This is a genomic window from Mesorhizobium sp. M1A.F.Ca.IN.022.07.1.1 (assembly GCF_003997575.1).
Taxonomy (GTDB): Bacteria; Pseudomonadota; Alphaproteobacteria; order Rhizobiales; family Rhizobiaceae; genus Mesorhizobium.
Window position 1 is genome coordinate 1 of the sequence record NZ_RZST01000008.1, and the last position, 22,651, is coordinate 22,651.

At 64.5% G+C, this 22,651-nt stretch carries 22 protein-coding genes; 15 read left to right on the forward strand and 7 right to left on the reverse strand.

The features are described from left to right. Positions 1–269, reverse strand: a 269-nt coding sequence (locus tag EOA75_RS02480; protein ID WP_127323543.1) for an isochorismatase family protein, incomplete at its 3' end; no start/stop codon positions are given. 127 nt (positions 270–396) lie between these two features. Here EOA75_RS02480 and EOA75_RS02485 point away from each other — a divergent pair. Next, entirely contained in the window at positions 397–1,380 is a 984-nt protein-coding gene (locus tag EOA75_RS02485) for a helix-turn-helix domain-containing protein (RefSeq protein ID WP_127323544.1), read from the forward strand. On the opposite strand, the gene EOA75_RS02490 is transcribed toward EOA75_RS02485, so the two are convergent. Then, positions 1,367–1,924: a sugar O-acetyltransferase gene (locus tag EOA75_RS02490; protein ID WP_127323545.1), complete on the reverse strand. Its 558-nt coding sequence runs from the start codon at positions 1,922–1,924 to the stop codon at positions 1,367–1,369. The two genes, EOA75_RS02485 and EOA75_RS02490, sit on opposite strands and share 14 nt — an antisense overlap. Before the next feature lie 133 nt (positions 1,925–2,057). On the opposite strand from EOA75_RS02490, the gene EOA75_RS02495 reads away from it, so the two are divergent. From EOA75_RS02495 to EOA75_RS02515, 5 genes are all read left to right on the forward strand, one after another. Beyond that, positions 2,058–2,519, forward strand: a complete 462-nt coding sequence (locus EOA75_RS02495; protein ID WP_127241985.1) for a DUF4126 domain-containing protein — start codon at positions 2,058–2,060, stop codon at positions 2,517–2,519. Next, positions 2,516–3,892, forward strand: a complete 1,377-nt coding sequence (locus tag EOA75_RS02500; RefSeq protein WP_127323546.1) for an FAD-containing oxidoreductase — start codon at positions 2,516–2,518, stop codon at positions 3,890–3,892. The genes EOA75_RS02495 and EOA75_RS02500 overlap by 4 nt, the downstream gene beginning before the upstream one ends. A 153-nt stretch (positions 3,893–4,045) precedes the next feature. Next, the gene (locus EOA75_RS02505) at positions 4,046–5,101 is read left to right on the forward strand and encodes a succinylglutamate desuccinylase/aspartoacylase family protein (RefSeq protein ID WP_127323547.1); all 1,056 of its coding nucleotides are present in this window, start codon (positions 4,046–4,048) and stop codon (positions 5,099–5,101) included. A 235-nt stretch (positions 5,102–5,336) separates the two neighbouring features. After that, complete coding sequence (locus EOA75_RS02510) at positions 5,337–7,526, forward strand: anthranilate synthase (protein ID WP_095801838.1); 2,190 nt, start codon at positions 5,337–5,339, stop codon at positions 7,524–7,526. 5 nt (positions 7,527–7,531) lie between these two features. Then, positions 7,532–8,479, forward strand: a complete 948-nt coding sequence (locus tag EOA75_RS02515) for a cation diffusion facilitator family transporter (protein ID WP_095801702.1) — start codon at positions 7,532–7,534, stop codon at positions 8,477–8,479. A gap of 263 nt (positions 8,480–8,742) precedes the next feature. On the opposite strand, the gene EOA75_RS02520 is transcribed toward EOA75_RS02515, so the two are convergent. Further along, positions 8,743–9,825: a hypothetical protein gene (locus tag EOA75_RS02520; protein WP_127323548.1), complete on the reverse strand. Its 1,083-nt coding sequence runs from the start codon at positions 9,823–9,825 to the stop codon at positions 8,743–8,745. 107 nt (positions 9,826–9,932) lie between these two features. Here EOA75_RS02520 and EOA75_RS02525 point away from each other — a divergent pair, with 107 nt between their 5' ends. The 5 genes from EOA75_RS02525 (at position 9,933) to EOA75_RS02545 (ending at position 13,585) form a co-directional block, all read left to right on the forward strand. After that, positions 9,933–10,367 carry a DsrE family protein gene (locus EOA75_RS02525; protein WP_127323549.1) on the forward strand — a complete coding sequence of 145 codons (435 nt, stop codon included), beginning with the start codon at positions 9,933–9,935 and terminating at the stop codon, positions 10,365–10,367. A gap of 83 nt (positions 10,368–10,450) precedes the next feature. After that, a complete protein-coding gene (locus EOA75_RS02530; RefSeq protein WP_082953952.1) occupies positions 10,451–11,236 on the forward strand; it encodes an SDR family oxidoreductase in 786 nt (261 codons plus the stop codon). Between the two features lie 52 nt (positions 11,237–11,288). Further along, positions 11,289–11,600, forward strand: coding sequence for a putative quinol monooxygenase (locus EOA75_RS02535; protein WP_095781246.1), 312 nt, complete (start codon positions 11,289–11,291; stop codon positions 11,598–11,600). A 76-nt stretch (positions 11,601–11,676) separates the two neighbouring features. Further along, the gene (locus EOA75_RS02540) at positions 11,677–12,780 is read left to right on the forward strand and encodes an AbrB family transcriptional regulator (RefSeq protein ID WP_095801703.1); all 1,104 of its coding nucleotides are present in this window, start codon (positions 11,677–11,679) and stop codon (positions 12,778–12,780) included. A 52-nt stretch (positions 12,781–12,832) separates the two neighbouring features. Next, entirely contained in the window at positions 12,833–13,585 is a 753-nt protein-coding gene (locus EOA75_RS02545) for an SDR family NAD(P)-dependent oxidoreductase (RefSeq protein ID WP_067327099.1), read from the forward strand. Here the strand turns inward: EOA75_RS02545 and EOA75_RS34460 are convergent. The 3 genes from EOA75_RS34460 to EOA75_RS02560 are packed head-to-tail and all read right to left on the reverse strand — an operon-like array spanning position 13,579 to position 15,783. Next, entirely contained in the window at positions 13,579–13,836 is a 258-nt protein-coding gene (locus EOA75_RS34460) for a hypothetical protein (RefSeq protein ID WP_067326429.1), read from the reverse strand. The two genes, EOA75_RS02545 and EOA75_RS34460, sit on opposite strands and share 7 nt — an antisense overlap. After that, a complete protein-coding gene (locus tag EOA75_RS02555; protein ID WP_095823306.1) occupies positions 13,836–14,612 on the reverse strand; it encodes an alpha/beta hydrolase-fold protein in 777 nt (258 codons plus the stop codon). Before EOA75_RS02555 ends, EOA75_RS34460 begins: the two co-directional genes overlap by 1 nt. A 4-nt stretch (positions 14,613–14,616) precedes the next feature. Next, positions 14,617–15,783 carry an ATP-grasp domain-containing protein gene (locus tag EOA75_RS02560; protein ID WP_127323550.1) on the reverse strand — a complete coding sequence of 389 codons (1,167 nt, stop codon included), beginning with the start codon at positions 15,781–15,783 and terminating at the stop codon, positions 14,617–14,619. 528 nt (positions 15,784–16,311) lie between these two features. Here EOA75_RS02560 and leuA point away from each other — a divergent pair. The 4 genes from leuA to EOA75_RS02585 all read left to right on the forward strand — a co-directional run bounded on the left by leuA (position 16,312) and on the right by EOA75_RS02585 (position 21,690). Then, complete coding sequence (gene leuA, locus EOA75_RS02570; RefSeq protein ID WP_164747250.1) at positions 16,312–17,988, forward strand: 2-isopropylmalate synthase; 1,677 nt, start codon at positions 16,312–16,314, stop codon at positions 17,986–17,988. 197 nt (positions 17,989–18,185) lie between these two features. Continuing rightward, positions 18,186–19,970, forward strand: coding sequence for a tetratricopeptide repeat protein (locus EOA75_RS02575; RefSeq protein WP_127323552.1), 1,785 nt, complete (start codon positions 18,186–18,188; stop codon positions 19,968–19,970). A gap of 233 nt (positions 19,971–20,203) precedes the next feature. Further along, positions 20,204–21,004, forward strand: coding sequence for an alpha/beta fold hydrolase (locus EOA75_RS02580; protein ID WP_127323553.1), 801 nt, complete (start codon positions 20,204–20,206; stop codon positions 21,002–21,004). A gap of 68 nt (positions 21,005–21,072) precedes the next feature. Further along, on the forward strand, positions 21,073–21,690 hold the full coding sequence (locus EOA75_RS02585) for a hypothetical protein (protein WP_095801707.1): 618 nt from the start codon (positions 21,073–21,075) through the stop codon (positions 21,688–21,690). On the opposite strand, the gene EOA75_RS02590 is transcribed toward EOA75_RS02585, so the two are convergent. Next, complete coding sequence (locus tag EOA75_RS02590; RefSeq protein ID WP_066994187.1) at positions 21,680–22,618, reverse strand: metallophosphoesterase; 939 nt, start codon at positions 22,616–22,618, stop codon at positions 21,680–21,682. The genes EOA75_RS02585 and EOA75_RS02590 overlap by 11 nt on opposite strands. Positions 22,619–22,651: the final 33 nt, after the last annotated feature.

Below are 22,651 nucleotides of genomic sequence, written 5' to 3' on the forward strand. Positions count from 1 at the left end.
ACATAGTGGTCGCGGGCGCGCCCGGCGATCTCGGGATGCAGTTCGCCGCCATGGCTGCCCTTGGCGAAGATCGGCGAAGTCTCCGGCGCCATCTGCTTCACGACAACGACCTTGATGCCGGCAGCAGTGGCGGCGTCCATGGCGCGCGCCACGTTGGCGACGCTGTCGGCGAAGGGCGGATGCTGGATGGCGAGATTGCCGCCATTGTAGTCGTTCTGGACATCGACGACGACGAGTGCGCGGCGTGGCTGGGTGGCTGGTGCTGACATGGCGGTTCCTTTCGAGCGGGTTGATAGGTGGCGAAGCTAGGCCGAACATCTATTCCCAGAAAGTGGCCCAATTGACATTATTCGAAAAAATTGGGACACTCTTTGCCGCAACCTTGTGATGTCTGCCATGCGCAATCCGATCGTCGCCGTCGTCGCCTTCGACGGCATCAGCCCGTTCCACCTTTCCGTGCCTTGCCTGGTCTTCGGCGCGGACCGCACCAAGCTCGGCCTGCCGCGCTTCGACTTCCGCGTTTGCGCGGCGGAGCAAGGACCTATACATACCGATGCCGGTTTGAGCATTTCGGTCCCGCACGATCTTTCGGCGCTCGACCAGGCCGACATCGTCATCATCCCAAGCTGGAAAGATCTCGATGCTCCTCTGGCCGCGGCGCTCAAGCATGCGCTCGAACGGGCACATAAGCGCGGCGCGCTGATCGTCGGCCTCTGCCTCGGCACCTTCGCCATCGCCGCCGCCGGACTGCTGGCGGGACGCAAGGCCACCACGCATTGGGCCTATACCGACCAGTTGCAGACGCTGCACCCCGATATCGCCGTCGATGCCGACGTGCTCTATGTCGATGAAGGCGACATCGTTACCTCGGCCGGCGTCGCCGCCGGGCTGGACTGCTGCCTGCACATTGTGCGCGCCCGCTACGGCGCCGAGGCAGCGCTTCGGCTCGCCCGCCACGTCGTGCTGTCGCCGCACCGGCAGGGCGGACAGGCTCAGTTCATCGAGCGCCCGCTCGCGCCGACGCCAAACGCCGACCGGTTCACAAAGGCACTTGAAGGGGTGCGGGCAACGCTTGGCGAAGCTCACACCCTGGACAGCGTCGCCGAAGCAGCTGGCCTTACCCGCCGCACCTTCACGCGTCGCTTCCAGAAGACGACCGGCACCAGCTTCGGCAGCTGGCTGGCCGAACAGCGCTTGGCGCTGGCGCAGAGGCTGCTGGAACAGACCGACAAATCGATGGACATGGTGGCCTTCGAGGCCGGCTTCGGCAGCGCCACGTCGCTGCGCCAGCATTTCGCGGCGCGGCTCAGAACCTCGCCGATGCAGTACCGGCGCGAATTCTCGAAGGGCAGCGCGCAGGTCGCCCTCAGCGGCGTGTAACCACCCGCGCCGGGTTGCCGACCACGGTCGCATCGGCCGGAACGTCGCGCGTCACCACCGCTCCGGCGCCGACGATGGCGCCTTCGCCGATGCTGACGCCGGCGAGGATCACCGCGCTGCCGCCGATCCACGCGTTATCGCCGATCGTCACCGGTTTGGCGATCTCCAATCCGGCCAGCCGCCCGGCGGCCTCGCGGTGATGCTCGGCGCAATAGATCTGCACATTGGGACCAAGCAGCGTCCTCCTGCCGATCTTCACCGGCGCGGTATCGAGGATGGTGCAACCGGCGTTGAGGAAGGCGCCGTCGCCGAGGACCAGGTTGAAGCCGTAAGCGCAGTGGAACGGCGCCTCGATGCGCGCGCCCTCGCCTGCGCCGCCGAGCAGCGCTCGCAGGGTCGCGCCGATGTCGCCGCGCTGCCGGGGCGGCATGCTGTTGTGCTCGAACACTGCGTCGCGGACGGCCACCCGCATCGCCTCCAGCTCCGGGTCGATGCAGCTGTACCATTCACCCGCCGCCATCTTCATGCGCTCGCTTGTCGTCATGGCCGCTCCTCCATTCCCGTCATGCTGCCAAAGCACAATCCGCCCGACCGGAAAAGCCCGTAGCCAAACGCCAGGCCTATGCTAGCTTGCCATCCGCGGAACCGTGCGGGGCTCCGAATTTGAGGGGGTGATGATGCTCTACATTCTGGCATTGCTGATTGGCGTCGTCGCCGGCCTTCGCGCCATGACCGCGCCGGCGACCGTTGCCTGGGGTTCGTATCTCGGCTGGATCCCAGTTGCCGGAACCTGGGCAAGCTTCATGGGCCACTGGATCGCGGTCGGCATCTTCACCGTCCTGGCGATCGTGGAGCTCGTCACCGACCAGTTGCCGTCAACGCCGAGCCGCAAGGTGCCGCAGCAGTTCGGCGCGCGCATCGTCACGGGCGCCTTCTGCGGCGCGGTGATCGGCGCCACGGTCGGCGCCACCATCGGCTGCCTCATCGCCGGCGCGATCGGCGCGGTGATCGGCACGCTGGGCGGCGCGGAAGCACGCGCAAGGATGGCTGCCGCCTTCGGCAAGGATCCGCCCGCCGCCTTCATCGAGGACGCGGTGGCGATCATCGGCGGCCTGCTGATCGTGGCAGCGGTCGCATGAGCGCGAAAAACTTCGACGCCATCGTCATCGGCGCCGGCCAGGCCGGCCCTTCGCTCGCCGGCCGGCTCGACGCCGCCGGCATGAGCGTTGCGCTGATCGAGCGCAAGCTTATCGGCGGAACCTGTGTCAACACCGGCTGCATGCCGACCAAGGCGATGGTGGCGAGCGCCTACGCCGCGCATCTTGCCCGCCGCGCCGCCGACTATGGCGTCGCGCTCTCCGGTCCGGTCGGGGTCGACTATCAAAGAATCAAGGCACGCAAGGACAAGGTGACCAACGACGCCCGCGGCAATCTCGAAAGCTGGATCGCGGGGATGAAGGGCTGCACGCTTTATCGCGGCCATGCCAGATTCGAATCCGCTAATACAGTGCGCGTCGGCGACGACCTGCTGACCGCGCCAAAAATCTTCCTCAACACCGGCGGCCGCGCCTCCGTGCCGGACCTGCCCGGCGTCAACGACGTCCCCTATCTCACCAACTCCTCGATGATGGATCTCGATGTGCTGCCCAGCCATCTGGTCGTCGTCGGCGGCAGCTATATCTCGCTCGAATTCGCCCAGATGTTCCGCCGTTTCGGCTCCGAGGTCACGGTGATAGAGAAAGCGCCGCGGCTGACGGGCCGTGAGGACGAGGACGTCTCGGCCGCGATCCAGTCCATCCTCGAAAACGAAGGCATCACCGTCCATGTCGGCGCGGAGGACATCGGCTTTGCCAGGCAGGGCAACGGTATCGCCGTGACCTTCTCTGCCGGCAAGCCGCCGGCGGTCGGCTCGCATGTGCTGCTGGCGCTCGGCCGCGTCCCCAACACCGATGACCTCGGCCTCGACAAGGCCGGCGTCGAGGTCGACAAGCGCGGCTACATCGTCGTCGACGACCAGTTGCGCACCAATGTGCCCGGCATCTGGGCCATGGGCGACTGCAACGGCAAGGGCGCCTTCACCCACACCTCCTACAACGACTACGAGATCGTCGCCGCCAACCTGCTCGACAACGATCCGCGCAAGGTCACCGATCGCATCGAGGCCTATGCGCTCTACATCGATCCGCCGCTCGGCCGCTGCGGCATGACCGAGACCGCTGTCAAGAAATCCGGCCGCCGCGCGCTTGTCGGCCAGCGGCCGATGACCCGTGTCGGCCGCGCCGTCGAAAAGGGCGAGACGCAAGGCTTCATGAAGATCCTGGCCGACGCCGACACCGGCGAGATCCTCGGCTGTTCGGTGCTCGGACCGGGCGGCGACGAGGCGATCCACTCAGTGCTCGACCTGATGTATGCCAAGGCGCCGATCTCGACGCTGGCGCGCGCCATGCACATCCACCCCAACGTCTCGGAGCTTCTGCCGACCATCGCCCAGGACTTGAAGCCGCTGGCGTAACGGCAGATCGCCGCTCCACGTCGGGGCCTCTCGGTCTTGGCAAACAGTGCTCAAGGCGTCCGACGGTCGGCTTGCGCCTATCGCGCGGGCGGACTGGACCACTGACACCCGGGCCGTAACCATGCATGTCTGGCCACCCACCGGAGGAACCCCGTGCAAAAGACCATCGAGCGCATCGCAGGCGACAGCGAAGGCGTTGCTTACGAATTCCCGGTTTTCCGCTTCGAGGGCACGGACAAGTCGGCGCCCTCGGCCTATCTGCAGGCGGCGCTTCATGCCGGAGAATTGCCGGGTGTCGTCGCCATCGACGCGCTGATGCCGATGCTTGCCAAGGCGGAAGCGGAAGGCCGCATTAGAGACGCCATCACGTTGGTGCCCTGGGCCAATCCAATCGGTCGGGCGCAATATCATTTCGGCGAGCACCAGGGCCGCTTCAATCTCGGCACCCGCACCAACTTCAACCGTGCCTTCCCGCTGCTTGCCGCGCCGGACGCCAGGCTTTTAGCGGATGTCAACCTCGGCGGCGCCGACCGCCGGCTGAAGAAGCGGCTCGTCGAACTCTCGCTCGGCAACGACATCGTGCTCGATCTCCACTGCGACGATGAAGGGCTTGCCTATCTCTACATTCACACCAGCCTGTGGCCGCATATGGCCGACTGCGCGGCTGCGATGGGCATCGATGCCGTCTTGCTGTGGAGCGAGGACAGTAGCGGCACCTTCGAGGGCGCCTCGATCATGCCCTATCAAAACGTGCCTGCGAGCGTCGCGCGCTTCGACCGGCGCGTCGTCACCACGGTCGAATATCGCGGCATGCTGGATGTCGACAGCAGCTTGGCCGCCTCCGATGCCGCCGGCCTCTACCGCTTGCTCGTGACGCGCGGTGTCATCCGGGACCCTTCCGTCCCGAAGGCGAGCAGCTTCTCCGGCGCCGTCGTACCGCTGGAAAACATCGAGATGATGCCTTCGCCCAAGGCCGGCGCCATCCTTTACGACGTCAAGCCCGGCGACCGCGTCAACAAGGGCGACCGGCTGGCGACGATCGTCCCTGCGCCCGGCGAAGCCGGCGGCCGCACCGAGGTGTTCGCGCCCCAGTCGGGCTTCATCCTGACCCGTCGTTCGCGCCGCATCATTCGCGCCGGCGAGGATCTTTTGAAGCTTGCCGGCGACAAGAGGAGCGCCGACGCGCGCTCCGGCACGCTGGAGGACTGACGGGCCGGCTTTACCGTTCGCGTGAAATCCAGTTGCGCGGGCCGTCATTCGCCGCTATGGGAGTCGCCATGAACATGCGTTCGAACAAGACCGTTTGGTGGTGGGCTCGCTGACAGCGGCCGGTTCGAACGCGCATGCGTGAAAATGAGGGTGGCCGCAGCGGAATGTCCGGGCGGCCATTTGTTTTTCCAAGCCATTCCCGGGTCCGTTGCCCAAAACGCTGGTGGAGACGGCAATGACGACTACAGTTCTGGACAACGGGGCGGAGCGCTTCGTCACCGCGGGCGGGGTGACGATCACCCGCGAACGCCATGACCAGCCCTATGAAGGCGCGATTGACGCCTATGTCGACGGCCTGAATTCCCGCCGCGGCGCGGTGTTCTCCTCGAACTACGAATATCCGGGCCGTTACACGCGCTGGGACACGGCCATCATCGATCCGCCGCTGGTGATCTCGGCGCGCGGCCGCGCCATGCGCATCGAGGCGCTCAACCAGCGCGGCGAAGTGCTGCTGCCGGTGATCGGCAAGGCGCTTGGCGAGCTGAGCGAGGTGGCGATTGCCGAGAGCTCGAAAAAGCTGATCCGCCTCGATGTCGCCAAGCCCGGCCGCGTCTTCACCGAGGAAGAGCGCAGCCGCGTGCCGTCCGTCTTCACGGTGCTGCGCGCCATCACGGCTTTGTTCAAGACTGCCGAGGACGCCAATCTCGGCCTTTACGGCGCCTTCGGCTACGATCTCGCCTTCCAGTTTGACCCGGTCGACTACAAGCTCGAGCGTAAGCAGAGCCAGCGCGACCTGGTGCTGTTCCTGCCCGACGAGATCCTCGTCGTCGACCACTATTCGACCAAGGCCTGGACCGACCGCTACGACTATTCCGGCGAAGGGTTTTCCACGGAAGGCTTGGCCCGCGATGCTCATGTCGAGCCGTTCAGGACCGCCGACCGCATCCCGCCGCGCGGCGATCACGAACCCGGCGAATATGCCAATTTGGTGCGCCGGGCGATGGAGAGCTTCAAGCGCGGCGACCTGTTCGAGGTCGTGCCTGGACAGATGTTCTACGAGCGTTGCGAGACCCAGCCCTCCGACATTTCCCGCAAGCTGAAGTCGATCAACCCCTCTCCCTATTCCTTCTTCATCAATCTCGGTGAAAACGAGTATCTGATCGGCGCCTCGCCGGAGATGTTCGTGCGCGTCAACGGCCGTCGGGTCGAGACCTGCCCTATCTCCGGCACCATCAAGCGCGGCGACGACGCCATCTCCGACAGCGAGCAGATCCTCAAGCTGCTCAACTCCAAGAAGGACGAGTCCGAGCTCACCATGTGCTCGGACGTCGACCGCAACGACAAGTCGCGCGTCTGCGAGCCGGGCTCGGTGCGCGTCATCGGCCGCCGCCAGATCGAGATGTATTCGCGCCTGATCCACACCGTCGATCACATCGAGGGACGGCTGCGCGAAGGCATGGACGCCTTCGACGCCTTCCTGTCACACGCCTGGGCGGTCACCGTCACCGGCGCGCCGAAGCTGTGGGCCATGCGCTTCATCGAGCAGAACGAGAAGAGCCCGCGCGCCTGGTATGGCGGGGCGATCGGCATGGTCAATTTCAACGGCGACATGAACACCGGGCTGACGCTGCGCACCATCCGCATCAAGGACGGTATCGCCGAAGTGCGCGCCGGCGCCACATTGCTTTTCGACAGCGTTCCTGAGGAAGAAGAAGCCGAAACCGAACTGAAGGCATCCGCCATGCTCTCCGCCATACGCGACGCCAAGACCGGCAACGCCGCAGGCACCGAACGCACCACCGCGCGCGTCGGCGACGGCGTCAACATCCTGCTCGTCGACCACGAGGACTCGTTCGTCCACACGCTGGCCAACTACTTCCGCCAGACCGGCGCCACTGTTTCCACCGTGCGCACGCCGGTGCCGGAAGAGGTGTTCGAGCGGCTGAAGCCCGATCTCGTCGTGCTCTCCCCCGGCCCGGGTACGCCGAAGGATTTCGATTGCGCCGCGACCATCAGACGAGCGCGCGCCCGCGACCTGCCGGTCTTCGGCGTCTGTCTTGGCCTGCAGGCGCTGGCCGAAGCCTATGGCGGCGAGTTGCGGCAGTTGCACATTCCGATGCACGGCAAGCCCTCGCGCATCCGTGTCTCGAAGCCGGGCATCATCTTCTCGGGGCTGCCCAAGGAAGTGACCGTCGGCCGCTATCATTCGATCTTCGCCGATCCGGTGCGCCTGCCCGAAGGTTTCGTGGTGACGGCCGAGACCGAGGACGGCGTCATCATGGCCTTCGAGCACCGCAAGGAGCCGATCGCCGCCGTTCAGTTCCACCCGGAATCGATCATGACGCTCGGCCACAATGCCGGCATGCGCATCATCGAGAACATCGTTGCGCATCTGCCGCGCAAGGCCAAGGAAAAGGCTGCCTAGCAACGATGGCCGCGGTGGAAGACACGGCGACGGCGGCCGCAAGAGCCGCCGCGAAGCGCAAGATCGCCAGCCTCGCTTTCTGGTCGATCGTCATCGCCTTCCTGGTGATGGGGCTGAAATTCGTTGCCTGGCAGATGACCGGCTCCGTGGCCCTCTATTCCGATGCTTTGGAATCCATCGTCAACGTCATCACTTCAGCAGCCGCTCTCTGGGCGATCCGCATCAGCCATAAGCCCGCCGATAGCGACCATCCCTTCGGCCATCACAAGGCCGAGTATTTTTCTGCGGTGCTCGAGGGTGTTCTGATCGTCGTTGCGGCGCTGCTGATCATCGCCAAGGTGTGGCAATCGCTGCAGAATCCCGCGTCGCTCGAACAGCCCTGGCAGGGCTTAGCGATCAATGCCGGCGCGGCGCTCGTCAATGCCGTCTGGGCATTCGTGCTGATCCGCAACGGCCGCAGCGAACGATCGCCGGCCCTGGTCGCCGACGGCCAGCACATCATGACCGACGTGCTTACCTCGGTCGGCGTCATCGTGGGCCTTGTCGCCGCGGTGATGACTGGATGGCATATCCTCGACCCGCTGCTTGCGCTTCTTGTTGCGCTGAACATTCTCTATCAGGGCTGGAAGCTTACCGGAGAGTCGCTGAGCGGACTGATGGATCGTGCCGTCGACACCCAGGAGCACATGCAGATCCGCGATATCATCTCGGCCAATTCGAAGGGTGCGCTGGAGGTGCATGACCTGAAAACCCGCATCGCCGGGCGAGCGACCTTCATCGAGTTCCACCTCGTCGTCGACGCCGACATGACGGTCGGCGCCAGCCATGTCATTTGCGACCGCATCGAGGACGCGCTGAAGGCCGAGATCCCCTCGGTGCGCGTCACCATCCATGTCGAGCCGGACGACGAGGCGAAGCTGCCGAAAGGCACAACGGCGGTGCCTTTCGCCTGAAGCGATTTCCAGCCACGCCTTGGAAAATTGGCCGGGCCTCCGCGGTGTCGTCATCCCTGGACGAAGCAGGAGCGAAGCCCCATCGCCGAGACCCCTGGGATCCATGCCGTGGCCTTGGCCGAAGCATGCAGCGAAGCAGAATTCTGCACCGTTTCAACGCCTTAGCATAACGGCATGCATCCTATGGCTGCGCCGCGTCGCTTCCCTCCTTGCTCCGCATAGGATGACGAAGCGCCACACTTTAGAGTGACGAAGTGGCACACTCACGGCGTGCAGGCCGACTGCGGCATCGGATTGAGCCTGTACACCTTGTCGTCGGACGTGGTCTTGCCGCCCGCCATCTTCGAGCAGAGGTCGACGATGGCGAGCGCATTGTTGGGGTTGGCCAGTAGCATCGTGCCGCTGGCGCCGCGCTTGAGAAAAACCTCCTTTTGCGAGATGTCGCAGGCAAAGTCGCTCATCTTGGAGCTGGCCGAGCAGCGCCACTGATCGGCCTCGCCCTGGCAGGAATAGGTCTGCGTGACCTTGGCCTCTTTCTGCCTGGTCGTCACCGAGATGGCGATGTCGGCGCCGTCTGGCCAGTTGGCGGCATCGCCGCCGGCTGCGAAGGAAGCAAGCTCGATCGGCCCGCGGAAGACGCGGATCGACTGCGTCATCTGGTCGGGATGGGATTTCAGATGCGCGTCATCATAGTCGCGGCCGTAGCAGAAGGGCTGATCCGGCTTCAGCCGCTCGCGCAGCGGAGCCCCGAGCGCCGGATCGACCGGATCGATGCGCGAGAACTCCGCCTTGCAGGTGTCGGCCGGCATCGGATCGAGACGGAAATTGTCGTCCTCCCTGCCAAGCGCCTGCTCGTCGTATTTCGCCTTGCCGAGATCCTCCTCCGCGCCGGCGTCGAGATAGACGTCAGGCTGCACGTTGGAGAGGATCAGCCGGCCCTTGTCGTCGACCTTCAGCGAGGCGAGCGTGCGGTCGCATTCCATGCCGCAGCGGATGCCGCTCGCCTTGTCGCTCAGATCCTCCTTGTTGCACCAGCCAGCCGCCCATTCCGGCTTCTTGGCGCCGCGCACCGTGGTGGTGAGAAAGCCGTTATAGGCAGCGTCGGACATCGAGCTCGGCTCCTCGTTCGGCCGACTGACCGGATCGTGGCCATGGTAGAAGAAGATGCGCGCCACCTTCTGGTGCGGATGCACCTTGAGATGGGCGGCATCATAGACCCGGCCGAAGCAGACGTCGGCGCCGCTCGGGCTGAGTTCGGCCAGCTTGGGGGCATCATCTGCGAGCGCCGCGCCGACAAAGAACAGCGCGGCACCCAGCACCGCGCCTGCCACCATCCTCGACGTCATGTGATCCTCTCCTCGCGCCGACAGGACGTGATTGCGATTCATGCTAGTCTAGGCACGAAGGCTGGGCCACGCAAACTTGCGAGGGCCGCCGGATCGAGGAGGATGCGATGCTGCGCCGTGACGTTTTCCGCGCCGGTCTTGCCGGAGCGGCCGGTTTTTTCGGTCTGCGCCAGGCGAGCGCCGCCACCGGCGAAGACAGGCTGAGGGTCGCCTACCATCTCAGCGACGCCGACAAGGTCAACTTCGTCCTCGGCAACATCAAGAACCACTATGAGGGCACCAGCGGCGATGTCGAGGTCGTGCTGGTCGTCCACGGGCCGGCGCTTGCGGCCTTCAAGTCAAAGAGCGCTTCCGGCGCGACCTCCAGCCGCTTTGCCGGCCTCGTCCAGCAGGGACTTGTTCCGCAGGCCTGCAGCAACACCATGCATGGCATGGACATCGCACTGACCGACCTGCTTGCCGGCTTCCAGGTCGCGGAGAAAGGCGGCGTGGTCAAGCTCGCGGAGCTGCAGCGCCAGGGCTATGTCTATCTGCGGCCCTGAATTCGCGCCCTGATTTTGCCTTGACTTGAACACCTGGCCGGGAAGCGTCTACCAATTGCCAGCGCAATCCTGGAGATATCGACGTGCCAACTGACCCGACCACGCTTGTCATTCCCGATCTTGCCGGCAAGGCGGTGCTGGTCACCGGCGCGTCGACCGGGATCGGAGCAGCCCTCGCCCTCGCCTATGCCCGGCAGAAATGCCGCGTTGCGCTGCATTACAACTCAAGCCGGGAAGCCGCCGAAGAGCTCGCCAAAACCATCCGCGACGACGGCGGCGAGGTGTTCTTGACGCAGGGCGATTTTTCGGTTCCCGCCGACGTCGAGCGCGTGGTCGAGGGGAGCGCTGAACATTTCGGCCGGCTCGACGGGCTGGTCAACAATGCCGGCGGCATGCTCGGCCGCGTTGCCTATGCCGAGCAGACCGAGGCCCATTACGATGCGGTGATGGATCTCAACGCGCGCTCGGTGCTGACGGCCTCGCGCAGAGCGATCCCATGGCTGAAGCGCCAGGGCGGCTTCATCATCAACACCACCTCGATCGCCGCCCGCAACGGCGCCGGCGGCGGCGCCGGCCTCTATGGCTCGTCCAAGGCCTTCGTCTCCAACGTGACGCGCGGCATGGCCAAGGAGCTGATCGGCTTCGGCATCCGGGTCAACGCCGTGGCGCCCGGCACCATCCTGACCCCGTTCCACGAGCGCTATTCCACCGCCGAGCAGATGAAGGGCATGGTCGCCACCATTCCGCAGGGTCGCGCCGGAAGGGCCGAAGATTGCGTCGGCGCTTACCTGTTCCTGTCTTCCGACCGCTTGAGCGGCTACATCATCGGCCAGGTGATCGAGGTCAATGGTGGCCAGTTGATGCCGTGAGCTGGCGATTGCATACTCAGCTCAGCGTGCAACCTGGAGGGAGAGGAAGTGAATGTTCGGACTGATCGGCAAGATGCGGGCGGCACGCGGCCAGCGCGATGCAGTCATGGACGTGCTGCGTGAGACGACCGGTGCCCTGCCCGGCTGCCTGAGCTACATCATCGCCACCGATCCGGCCGATGCCGACGCGATCTGGGTCACCGAAGTGTGGACCGATCAGGCAAGCCATAAGGCGTCCCTGCAACTGCCCGAAGTCCAGGCGGCAATCGCCAAGGCGCGTCCTTTCATCGCCGGCTTCGAATTCCAGGTCGAGACCCATCCTGTCGGCGGCTTCGGCCTTCCGGCCCCCGAGAAGGGCAGCTGAGCGCGAGACCGTCGCCAACGGCATTTCCGCGGGAAAATGGGTTCGCATTTGTCCGTGCCCGGGCTAAGAGCCGGATATGGACTCTTCATCAGAAGGACCGTCACTGGAGCAACCGTCTGTTCAACGCATGACGCGATTGCGCCCGCTGCAGCAGTGGCTGGCGCTGGTGGTGCTCTCGCTGCTCTTTGCCGGCGCGCTGGAATTGGCCGCCTTGCCTGCGGCGCTGCTGATCGGCCCGATGCTTGCCGCGATCCTGGCCGGCACCAACGGCGCCACGGTGCGCGTACCCCGCGCGCTGTTCGGTTCCGCTCAGGCCGTGGTCGGCTGCCTGGTGGCGAATTCGATCTCGGTCGACATATTTCCGGTCTTCTACGCCGAATGGGCGCTCTTCTTCGGGATGGTGGTGGCGACGCTCACCGCCTCCAGCCTGCTAGGCTGGCTGATCAGTCGCTGGCGCATCCTGCCCGGCACCACGGCGGTCTGGGGTTCCTCGCCGGGCGCCGCCACCGCCATGGTGCTGATGGCCGGCGCCTTCGGTGCCGACCAGCGCCTCGTCGCCTTCATGCAATATCTGCGTGTCATCTTCGTTTCGGTGACGGCGGCGCTCGTCGCCAAGATGTGGGTCGACACGTCGGGCGTCGAAGTGCCGCCCATCATCTGGTTTCCGCCGATCGATCCATTGGCCTTTGGCGCCACCCTTGGCATCGCGGTCGTCGGCGGCCTGCTCGGCAAGCTGCTCAGACTGCCCTCGCCCTTCTTCCTTGGCACCTTCATCTTTGGCGCGGTAATCCATCTCGGCTTCAGCGTGCCGATGCAATTGCCGCCCTGGCTGCTGGCCGTCAGCTACGCCATGGTCGGCTGGTCGATCGGGCTGAACTTCACCCGGCCGATCCTGCGCCACGCGGCACGCGCCCTGCCGCAGATCATCGCCTCGATCGTAGCGCTGATCGCCTTCTGCGGCGGCATGGCTTTCGTCATCAGCGGCGTGCTCGGCATCGATCCGCTGACCGCCTATCTGGCGACCAGCCCCGGCGGCATGGACAGCGTCGCCATCATCGCCGCCGCCGCGCAGAACGTCGACATCTCCTTCGTCATGGCGCTGCAATCGGCCCGTTTCCTCGTCGTGCTGCTTGTTGGGCCAAGCGTCGCCAAGCTTGTGGCGCGAAACGTCAGGGACTGATCCGCGCTACCAAGTGCATGGAGAAGCAGAGGAATTGGCCATGAACCGTCGTTTGAATGCTGTCGATCTCTCTGGCCGCGTCGGGGTCGTGACGGGCGGCGCGCAAGGCATCGGCCTTGCGGTCGCCCGACGCCTGCTGTCGTCGGGCGCAAGCGTCGCCATCTGGGACATCGACCAGGCCGCGATGGCGAGCGCTGTGGCCGAGCTTGCTCCCTTGGGCCGGGTCGATGCCTTGCTTTGCGACCAGTCGCAGATCGAGGCCGTCGACCGCGCCGCCATCGAGACCGAGCAGGCGCTCGGGCCTGTCGATCTCCTTGTCAACAATGCCGGCATTGCCGGGCCGGCCGCGACCGTGGTGGACTATGACCCCGCCGCCTGGCGGCAGATCATCGAAATCGACCTCAACGGCGTCTTTTACTGCTGCCGACGTCTGGTGCCCGGCATGATCGCGCGCAACTACGGCCGCATCGTCAATGTCGCTTCCGTGGCCGGCAAGGAAGGCAATCCCAACGCCGCCGCCTATTCGGCCGCCAAAGCCGGCGTGCTTGCGCTGACCAAGTCGCTCGGCAAGGAACTCGCCGGTCTCGACATCGCCGTCAACGCGTTGACCCCCTCGCCCGCCCGCACCCGTATCCTCGAACAGCTCACCGAGGCCCAGGTGACCTATATGCTCAGCAAGGTGCCTCGCGGTCGATTCGTCGAGGTGGAGGAGGCTGCGGCCATGGTCGCCTTCATGCTGTCGGACGAGAATTCCTTCACCACTGGCGCCACCTTCGATCTGTCCGGCGGGCGCGCGACCTACTGAGCGAGGATCGCGACAGCGCGCCCACGCCGCCATTCCACATGACCCGAGGTGGCGGCCAACCCCGCGACGCGCATCAAAAGGGATTGTACGCCGATACTGTCGGATTGGTTCCAGCGCGAGATCTGCTCGCGTCCGCGGAAGGAACGGCCCCAATCGGTGAGCAAGGCATCGGCGGTGAGGGTTCGAGAAAGGCCCCGGGTCGCCGGCATTGGTGGCTTCGACAAGCGGCGGATCGGGTCGGGCGCGGTCATCAGTCGATCCTGTGCATCAGGTCGTCATCGAGCCAGCGGCCAAAGAAATAGACGAGTTGCTTGTGCCACCACGGCCAGTCGTGGCTGACGTCGCCGCCCCAATAGTCGACCCAGGCCGCAATGGATTTCTCGCGCAGCACCTGCTCCAGTTCGCGCGTTTCGACGAGCATTCGTTCTTCCCAGGCGCCCTGCCCGCAGCAGAAGATCAGCCTCAGCGCCCTCAGCCGCCCGAGCAGCTTCTGGTCGACGATGCCCGGCAGATAGTCGAGCGGCGAATTGTAGAAGATGCTGCCCTCCAGCGTCCGACCGAAAAAGTCGCGGGTCGAATAGACGCCGGATAGCGAGATCACGCCGCTCGCCAGCTCCGGAAAGCGGAACACGAAATTCGACGAGTGGTAGCCGCCCATCGAGCAGCCGCAGAACAGCGGCTTGAGGGCGCGTCCGCCATTGGCCTTGGCGGCAACCGCCTGCAGCTCCGGCAGCGCCTCCTCGCGCACATAGCGGAAATAGGCTTCGTGGCGGGCGATGCGACTGACGGGATCGCCATGCTTGTCGAAGAAGGATTCCGAATCGATGCCGTCGAGCGTGAACAGCTGGATGCGGCCGGTGTCGACGAATTCGGCGAGTGCTGCGACGCCTCCCGAATCCTCGAACTGGTAAAAACGCCCCTGCGAGGTGGGAAACACCACCACCGGCCGCCCGGCATGGCCGTAGCGCTTGTATTCCATGTCGCGGCCGAGATTGCGGGCATGGGCCTTGTGATAGGAGACGTCCATCGGCTCACGCCTTTTCCGCGTGGATATAGTCGACCGCCTGACGCAGCGCCTTCTGGTCCTTCGAGCGCATCTGGTAGGCGTAGTTCCCCATGGCGCGGCTGAAAACCTCTTCGATGGCCTGATGGTGGACGATCTTGTCGCCGTGGGCGGCTAGCACGTCCTCATGGCTGTGCAAATAGTCGAGGTGTCGCTTGCGGCTGGCATAGGCCGTGAAATACTTGCCCTTGTAGGGCCCGCCGGCCGCGTCCTTCACCACCATGTTGGCCCATTCGGCATAGACGTCGATGTCGAAAGTGTAGTTGATCGCATCCGTCATCCAGGCGCCTGGCGGCCGCATGTTGACCTCCAGCGCAATGATGCGCTTGTCCCTGGTCTCGAACAGTTCGATGTGGAAGAAGCGCTCGCGTACGTCGAACGCCTTCAGGATCTTGCGGCCTGCCTCCTCGACCGCGGGCGTAATCTCGGGGAAGCAGGTGTAGCTCATATGGCGGTCGCGGTTGACCACCTCCATGACGCTCTGGTCGTAGCGGTGGCTCGCCGCCAGCACCACCTCGCCGTCGCGGTTGACCAGCCCGTCGAAGGTCACCACCAGGCCCTCGATGAACTGCTCCATGACGAAGGCCACGCCTTCGGGCTTGTCCTTGAAGAACTGATCGAGCTCCTTCGCGTTGGAGATCTTGAACGTGTTCGAGGCGCCGGAGCCCGAATCCGGTTTCACCACCACCGGATAGCCGACCCGGCGGATGAAGGTCATGGCGCCCGCCCGATCGGAGCATTTGCGTTGCGGGATTGTCTCGACGCCGCTCTTGCGGAAGAAGGCCCGCATGCGGCTCTTGCGCTTCAAATTCTTCACGAAGTCGAGCTTGGTGCCGAAGATGTTGAAGTCGGTGCGGATATTGGCCTCGAGCTCCAGCCAGTGCTCGTTCAACGACTCGAAGCGGTCGATGCGGCCCCATTTGTGGATGAAATGGCCCATCGCCCGGAATACGGCATCGTAGTTCTCCATGTCCGCGACCCGATAATATTCCGAAAGCGCCGCCTTGAGCTTGCTGCTCAGCGTCTCATAGGGCGCGTCGCCGATGCCGAGCACGGTAGCGCCGGCCTTCTTCAGCCGTTCGCAGAAATCGGCGCCGTTGCCCGGAAAATGCGGCGAGAAGAACACGAAATTCATGCACGACCTCCCCCTCGGATCAGGTCCTCCGGAGGCGAGTGTGTCGCATTTGGCTGATGCGGGGAAGAGCCGCGCCAAAGCATGTCGACCAAAACTGTGCAGCGGTTTTGGGAAGACGATATGCATGAAACCAAAGACTCAAAGCCGGGCCGGCACTTGCCTCCGGATGGCCGCTCCTGTAAGAGAGCCGGCATGACCACGCGCACCCGCTCCGTCGCTTCTTCTCGCCCCGGCTTTGCCGGCGAGACCGTGCGCGCGCTTGCTTCGACCCTGCTCCTTCTCGGCCTTATCGGCGATCGCCGGGTTCGCTGAAGGAGCGCCCGGCGGTCGAAAACCGCCGCTTTGGGCGCCTGCTCCTTGGCTAGATTGGCAAGTCACATCAAGCGAACGAAATTCTTTGGTAAAGGCGCCGCTCGGCACCGATCCGCCTGAAGGCGGTCCCACGAGCCGCCGGGAGAAACGACGATGAATAGAAGAGAAGCAATCCGCGCCGGCGAGGCCGAAACGGGCGCGCAAGCGCCCGGCCACATGGCCGATGCCGCCCGCAAATATCAGCCCTACCCGACCGTCAACCTCGCCGATCGCACCTGGCCGTCCAAGGTGATCGACAAGGCGCCGATCTGGTGCTCGGTCGACCTGCGCGACGGCAACCAGGCGCTGATCGACCCGATGGGCCATGAGCGCAAGGCGCGCATGTTCGCGCTGCTGCTCGACATGGGCTTCAAGGAGATCGAGATCGGCTTCCCGTCGGCCTCGCAGACCGACTTCGACTTCGCCCGCTGGTGCGTCGAGGAGGGCGGCGTGCCCAAGGACGTGTCGCTGCAGGTTCTGGTGCAGTGCCGGCCCGAGCTGATCACGCGGACCTTCGAGGCGCTCGAGGGCGCCCACCGCCCGATCGTGCATTTCTACAACTCGACCAGCGAGCTGCAGCGCCGCGTCGTCTTCGAAAAGGACGTCGCCGGCATCAAGCGCATCGCCACGGATGCCGCCAAGATGATCACCGAAATGGCCGCCAAGGCCGGCGGCGGCTTCCGTTTCGAATATTCGCCGGAGAGCTTCACCGGTACCGAGCTCGAGGTCGCGCTGGAGATCTGCAACGCCGTCACCGAGATCGTGAAGCCGACGGCCGACAACAAGCTGATCGTCAACCTGCCATCGACGGTCGAGATGTCGACGCCCAACGTCTATGCCGACCGCATCGAGTGGATGTGCCGCAATCTCGACAACCGCGACAAGCTGATCATCTCGCTGCATCCGCACAACGACCGCGGCACCGGCATCGCCACCACCGAGCTCGGCCTGATGGCCGGCGCCGACCGCGTCGAGGGCACGCTGTTCGGCAATGGCGAGCGGACCGGCAATGTCGACATCGTGACGCTGGCGCTCAACATGTACACGCAAGGCGTCGATCCCGAGCTGGACTGCTCCGACATCAACCGGATGAAGGACGTCTACGAATATTCGAACCAGCTGAAGATCCCGGAACGCCACCCCTATGTCGGCGAGCTCGTCTACACCGCTTTCTCCGGCTCGCACCAGGATGCCATCAACAAGGGCATGAAGGCGCTGCGCAAAGCCAACACGCCGGTTTGGGAAGTGCCCTACCTGCCGATCGACCCCGCCGATGTCGGCCGCACCTATGAGGCGATCATCCGCATCAACTCGCAGTCGGGCAAGGGCGGCATCGCCTACGTGCTGCAGGCCGACTACGGCCTCAATCTGCCGCGCAACCTGCAGATCGAGTTCAGCCAGGACATCCAGGCGATCACCGACGCCGAAGGCAAGGAAGTGCCGGCCAAGCGCATCCACGAGCGCTTCCTCGAAGCCTATGTCGACCAGCCCGGCGCCAGGCTGAAATTCCTCGACCATCGCACCTATCCGGACACTGCGGTAAAGGGCCGTCGCGTGGTCGAGGCGGAGATCCTCGACAACGGCAAGGAAGTCACCATCACCGGCACCGGTACCGGCCCGATCGACGGCTTCGTCGATGCGCTTTCGCGCCATATCGGCGTCGACATGTCGGTGCTCGACTATTCCGAACATTCCTTGCAGCGCGGGTCGAACGCCTCGGCCATTTCCTATGTCGAGATGGAATATCCCGGCGGCAAGCTGTTCGGCGCAGGCATAAACACCAACATCGTCGCCGCCTCGCTGGAGGCCGTGGTCTCGGCCGCCAACCGCATCCTGGGCCGCAAGGCCGTCTGATTGTTCGATTGATAAAGCGTGGCGCGTTCATCGGACGTGCCACGCTTCATGGCAGGCGCGAGCCGCGTTCAAATTCGTTAACCGGCCGGTAAATTTCCCGTGGCTTACGCGATCACATAACAGAAGGTTCCTTGTGCGCTGGAGCGCGCGCTATATTATCGCGCCCTAACCTGTGCCGACTCTGAAAGGTCCGACACTTGGAGCCTGCCACGCCTGCCGCCCCCGCAGTGCGCGAGACATTGGAGCGACTGCTTGCCAGCGAAACGTTCGGACGATCCGAGCGGGCCCGCAGGCTGTTACGCTATCTGGTCGAACGCGAGCAGGCAGGCGAAGCCGACCGGCTGAAGGGTGTGTCCATTGCCATGGATGTCTTCGGCAAGGACGGCGATTTCGACGGATCGACCGACGCGGTCGTCAGGGTCCAGGCGGGGCGGCTGCGCGAGCTTTTGGATCAATATTTCGCCAGCGAAGGCATTGGCGAGCCGGTACGCATCGCCATTCCGCGCGGCGGCTATGTGCCTTCTTACGAGTTGAACGCCATACGGCTCCCAGCCGACGCCAAACCCGCGGATGCCCCGATCGCCCGGCCTTCCAAGCATTTCGAGAAGCCCGAGGCCGCCGCCGCACCGGTCGACGCCGTGCCGCTGACGACGACCCCGGCACCGACCCAATCCGCGTCATCGCTGACGCGCCAGTTGCGGTTCTTCTGGGCCGCCATGGTGCTGGTCATCGCCATGCTGGGTATCCTTGTCGTCCGCCAGGGTAACGCCTTTCTTCGTGGTGACGACGCGGTCGCGCCGGTTGAAGTCGAAACGGCAGGCGCGACCAGCAGCGTCGCTTCCCAAACGTTCGAAGGCCTGCCTTTGATCTACTTGGCCATCAAAGCCGACGGACCCGAGGCGGCCCGTGTTGCTTCCTCGCTGCGCGCCGGTCTGGCCGGCTTCGATACGATAGACTTCATCGGACGCGACGCCGACGCTACGCGCAATCGTTCCGCCGATCCGATCAGCTTCGTTTTCGATCTTATTCCCGGGACTAACGCCGGCGACGTCATGATCGAGCTGCAGAGCGTCGCGACGGGACGGGTTCTCCTGTCACGCAACCTGACATCGGCCGAAAGCGCGCCTGGTGCGGTCGAGAGCAACATCGCCAATCTCCTGAGCTCTACCGTCCCCGCTTCGGGCGCGATCTACAGCTATATCGACCAGAGCGATATCCGGACCAGCCAGATAGGATGTCTGGTGCTCGACGACCTCTACTATCTCGACCAGAGCGCCAAGGCGCACGAAGCTGCGTATCGCTGTCTGGAGAAGCTGGTCAGGGAAAGCACCAAATCATCGCTCGTCTACTCGGAACTGGCTTCCCTGCAACTGGAAGCCGTCAACAACCGCTACGCCTATCCGCCCGGCGCAACGGTCGAGCAGGCCATGTCGTTTGCCCACCGCGCCATTCAGATGGCACCGATGAGTCCGCACGCGCATCGCGCCTACGGCTACCTCAACTCGCGCCTCGGCAACACCGACGAAGCGATCCGCTGGATGCGCAAGGCTTATGAGCTCAACCCCTACGATCTCGGCATGGCCGCCGCTTATGGCTACGGCCTGATCTTCGCTGGCAGATACCAGGAAGGGACGCCGATCCTGGGCCATGCCGTCGAGGCCTTCAGCGGTCATCCGACCTGGTGGGACTATGGCCTGTTTGTCGGAGCCTTCATGCAAGGCGACACCCAGAGGGCAGCGATTGCCAGCGAGTCGCTGCGGACCACCGCGTCCAAATCGCATTACCTGGCGGCGCGCCTGATCGGCGCCAAGATCTCAGGCCGCGACAAGCTCGCAAACGAATTGGCGAACGAGCTCACGGCCGAATTCCCGAAATTCGCCGCCAATCCGCGCGCCACTTTTGTTGACAGGAAGTACCCCGCCGATCTCATCGACCGGCTGGTGCAATCCTTGCGCTCTGCGGGGATTGGCAATCCGAGCTGAGCGAACGTGGAGCATTCGCTGACGTGCGGACTGATTGGAATATTAAATTCGCACGCCGGATCTGCTCGGCACAGCGCGCGTCGACACTCAACGAGTCTTAGGCCTGCTTACGCATTCGATTGGGGCGCGCACGGCGAATTCGCGAAGATTTTACTGGCTATCGACCTGCTCAGGGAGCAATTCAGCCACAATCTTGAATTGCCCCTCATACTGCTTCACAGCCAACAATCTCGATGTTTAACTCTCTTCACGTCGCCGAAAGCGGTGCTGGCTCGAAGACGATCGTCTTCCTGCACGGCTTCGGCGCTTGCCATTCGATCTGGCGCGACGTGATTGCGGGATTGACGCCCGATGTGAGGACACTTGCCTACGACCTGCCGGGCCACGGAAACTCCCTGGAGTGCCAGGCGGCAGGAGTCAAGCAGGCCGCTGGGGTTATCCTGGCCGATCTGGGCAAGCGCCGCCTGGGCAAAGTTCACGTCGTCGGCCATTCCATGGGCGGCGCGATCGCGACATTGATGGCATCTGCCGATCCCGAAAGGGTGGCCTCGCTGACCTTGCTGGCGCCCGGCGGCTTCGGCCCCGAGATCAACGGTCCGTTGCTGCGGCGCTATGCGGCCGCGGCCGATCGAGATGAGATCCGCGCCTGTCTTGCCGCCATGTCGGGGCCGCAAAGTTCTCCTCCTCAACACGTGGTGGAGGCGCTGTGCGGCATGCGCAAACGGCCGGGCCAGTTGCGGACCCTCGTCGGTGCTGCAGCCGTGATCACCAGGGAAGACCGGCAAGGTGTCATCCCGAGCGAACGGCTGGAAACCCTGAGCATGCCGGTGATGGTGCTTTGGGGAACGGACGATCCCGTCCTGCCCGTCGCCCAGGCCGAGGACTTGCCGCCGCATTTCCACCTGCACCACGTGCTGGAGGCGGGCCACATGCTGGTCGAGGAGGCGCCTGACCTGACTGCAGAGGCCGTGCGCCGCAACACGCGTCGCCGCGGCAGAATCCAGAGACCGGTGTTCAGCGCAGCCGCAAGCTGAGCCCATCTCGCAGTGCATTTTGCCGGCGACTGTGTTAACTCGCTGTTTACCAACAGCGAGGCAGCGCCATGAAGGATGCAGGCGACAAAATCACCCCGATCGAGCCATCGCGAAAGCTCGCGGACGCGATCCGCGACGTCAAGAACGCCTTCGCCGACCGCGATGATGTGGTGGTCGACATGCGCGAGGCGCACCGCATGCGGCTCGAGTTGCTGGCCGCGGAGCTCGCCCCCGTTTTCGCCGACGTGCCGGCGGATATCGACAATTTCGACTTCGCCGTCTCCTCCGGCCTGCAGCCGCGGCTGTGGGTCGATGCCGTCAGCCATGTCGCCATGGGGCGGGATCGCCGCACCTTCCGCTTCCTTAAGGACACGCGCATCGGCCGCGTGGTGCTGGCCGAATCGACCGACATGAAGCCCGTCGCCGATGCCGTTACGCGATACGTGGCCGAGCGTGTCGTCGAGCGGCAGCGGATGATGGAAGGCGCGGTCGAGAGCGCGGTGACTGGCCTGCATCGAGCCGAGGTCCGGGAAGCCGAGCCGCCCTTGCAGGCTGCAACGCGCCGCAACGGCTGGACGACCTTCTTCGCCGGCCTCGGCTTGATCGCCGCCGGCGCCCTGGTCGGCCTGGCGGTATCGCTGGTGCTGTTCTGGGACCGCATCGCCCAGATGAAGATCAGCTTCTGACGACGGGCTCGCGCACCACCGGCATATCGGCACCGAGCTCGATCACCTGAATGTCCGACGGCGGCAGTGCCGGACCGGTCAGGCCGCGCCGTGTCAGGCGGATGGTCCAACCACCTTTTTTTCCGCCGATCTCGAACAGATTGTACTGAGCGGCGGGATGATCGCCGCCCGGCGCCTGGCCGGCGGCGGCCACGCCGACCACCGGCACCTTGACGCCGCGCGGACCGATGGTGAACAGCGAAGGCAAGTGCGAGTGGCCGTGCAGCACAAGCTCGGCGCCATACCGGCGAATGACTTTGTGGAAGCGCGCGATACCGAACAGCCGCTTATGCTGCGAGACCGCGCCACGCACCGGCGGATGATGGATCATGATGGCGCGAAACAGCCCCTGTCTGGCCGTCGCGTCGAGGATGTTGCCGAGCCGCTCCGCCTGGCCCTCCATGAAGAAGCCGTTGGCCATGAAGGGCGCCGTGGCCCGCGCCGTCGTGACGCCGATCAGAGCGACATCACCGCGAACCCGCAAATAGGGAAAGGAATTGCGGTCGATCGGGCTGTTGATGCCGTCGCCCGTCATCCACGGCGCCCATGACCGGCAAACCTTGTCGAAGGCGCCCGGCACATAGGCATCGTGATTGCCCGGCACCACGGATACGTCATTCGCAGAGCCCAGCGTCTCCAGCCAATGTTTCGCCATCTCGATCTCGCCATCGAGCGCCAGGTTGACGAGATCGCCGGTGACCGCGAGGTGGTCGGGGGCGTTGGCTTTGATATCGCCGACAATCGTGTCGATCACCGCATCGTGCATATGACGGCGGCGGTTGCGCTGCCAGTTGACGTAACCCAGCACGCGCTTGGACGCGAGATCGCGATAGGTTACATCGGGCAGCGGCCCCAGATGGACATCGGAAATATGTGCAAGCCTGAGCATAGCCCCTTCTTAAGCGACCCGGTCCGGGCTTTC

Excerpts from the sequence above, each read along its gene's own strand:
- EOA75_RS02485 (WP_127323544.1), top strand. The coding sequence starts at position 397 with ATGCGCAATCCGATCGTCGCCGTCGTCGCCTTCGACGGCATCAGCCCG.
- EOA75_RS02490 (WP_127323545.1), bottom strand. The coding sequence starts at position 1,924 with ATGACGACAAGCGAGCGCATGAAGATGGCGGCGGGTGAATGGTACAGC.
- EOA75_RS02495 (WP_127241985.1), top strand. The coding sequence starts at position 2,058 with ATGCTCTACATTCTGGCATTGCTGATTGGCGTCGTCGCCGGCCTTCGC.
- EOA75_RS02500 (WP_127323546.1), top strand. The coding sequence starts at position 2,516 with ATGAGCGCGAAAAACTTCGACGCCATCGTCATCGGCGCCGGCCAGGCC.
- EOA75_RS02510 (WP_095801838.1), top strand. The coding sequence starts at position 5,337 with ATGACGACTACAGTTCTGGACAACGGGGCGGAGCGCTTCGTCACCGCG.
- EOA75_RS02515 (WP_095801702.1), top strand. The coding sequence starts at position 7,532 with ATGGCCGCGGTGGAAGACACGGCGACGGCGGCCGCAAGAGCCGCCGCG.
- EOA75_RS02520 (WP_127323548.1), bottom strand. The coding sequence starts at position 9,825 with ATGACGTCGAGGATGGTGGCAGGCGCGGTGCTGGGTGCCGCGCTGTTC.
- EOA75_RS02525 (WP_127323549.1), top strand. The coding sequence starts at position 9,933 with ATGCTGCGCCGTGACGTTTTCCGCGCCGGTCTTGCCGGAGCGGCCGGT.
- EOA75_RS02535 (WP_095781246.1), top strand. The coding sequence starts at position 11,289 with ATGTTCGGACTGATCGGCAAGATGCGGGCGGCACGCGGCCAGCGCGAT.
- EOA75_RS02540 (WP_095801703.1), top strand. The coding sequence starts at position 11,677 with ATGGACTCTTCATCAGAAGGACCGTCACTGGAGCAACCGTCTGTTCAA.
- EOA75_RS34460 (WP_067326429.1), bottom strand. The coding sequence starts at position 13,836 with ATGACCGCGCCCGACCCGATCCGCCGCTTGTCGAAGCCACCAATGCCG.
- EOA75_RS02555 (WP_095823306.1), bottom strand. The coding sequence starts at position 14,612 with ATGGACGTCTCCTATCACAAGGCCCATGCCCGCAATCTCGGCCGCGAC.
- EOA75_RS02560 (WP_127323550.1), bottom strand. The coding sequence starts at position 15,783 with ATGAATTTCGTGTTCTTCTCGCCGCATTTTCCGGGCAACGGCGCCGAT.
- leuA (WP_164747250.1), top strand. The coding sequence starts at position 16,312 with ATGGCCGATGCCGCCCGCAAATATCAGCCCTACCCGACCGTCAACCTC.
- EOA75_RS02580 (WP_127323553.1), top strand. The coding sequence starts at position 20,204 with ATGTTTAACTCTCTTCACGTCGCCGAAAGCGGTGCTGGCTCGAAGACG.
- EOA75_RS02585 (WP_095801707.1), top strand. The coding sequence starts at position 21,073 with ATGAAGGATGCAGGCGACAAAATCACCCCGATCGAGCCATCGCGAAAG.
- EOA75_RS02590 (WP_066994187.1), bottom strand. The coding sequence starts at position 22,618 with ATGCTCAGGCTTGCACATATTTCCGATGTCCATCTGGGGCCGCTGCCC.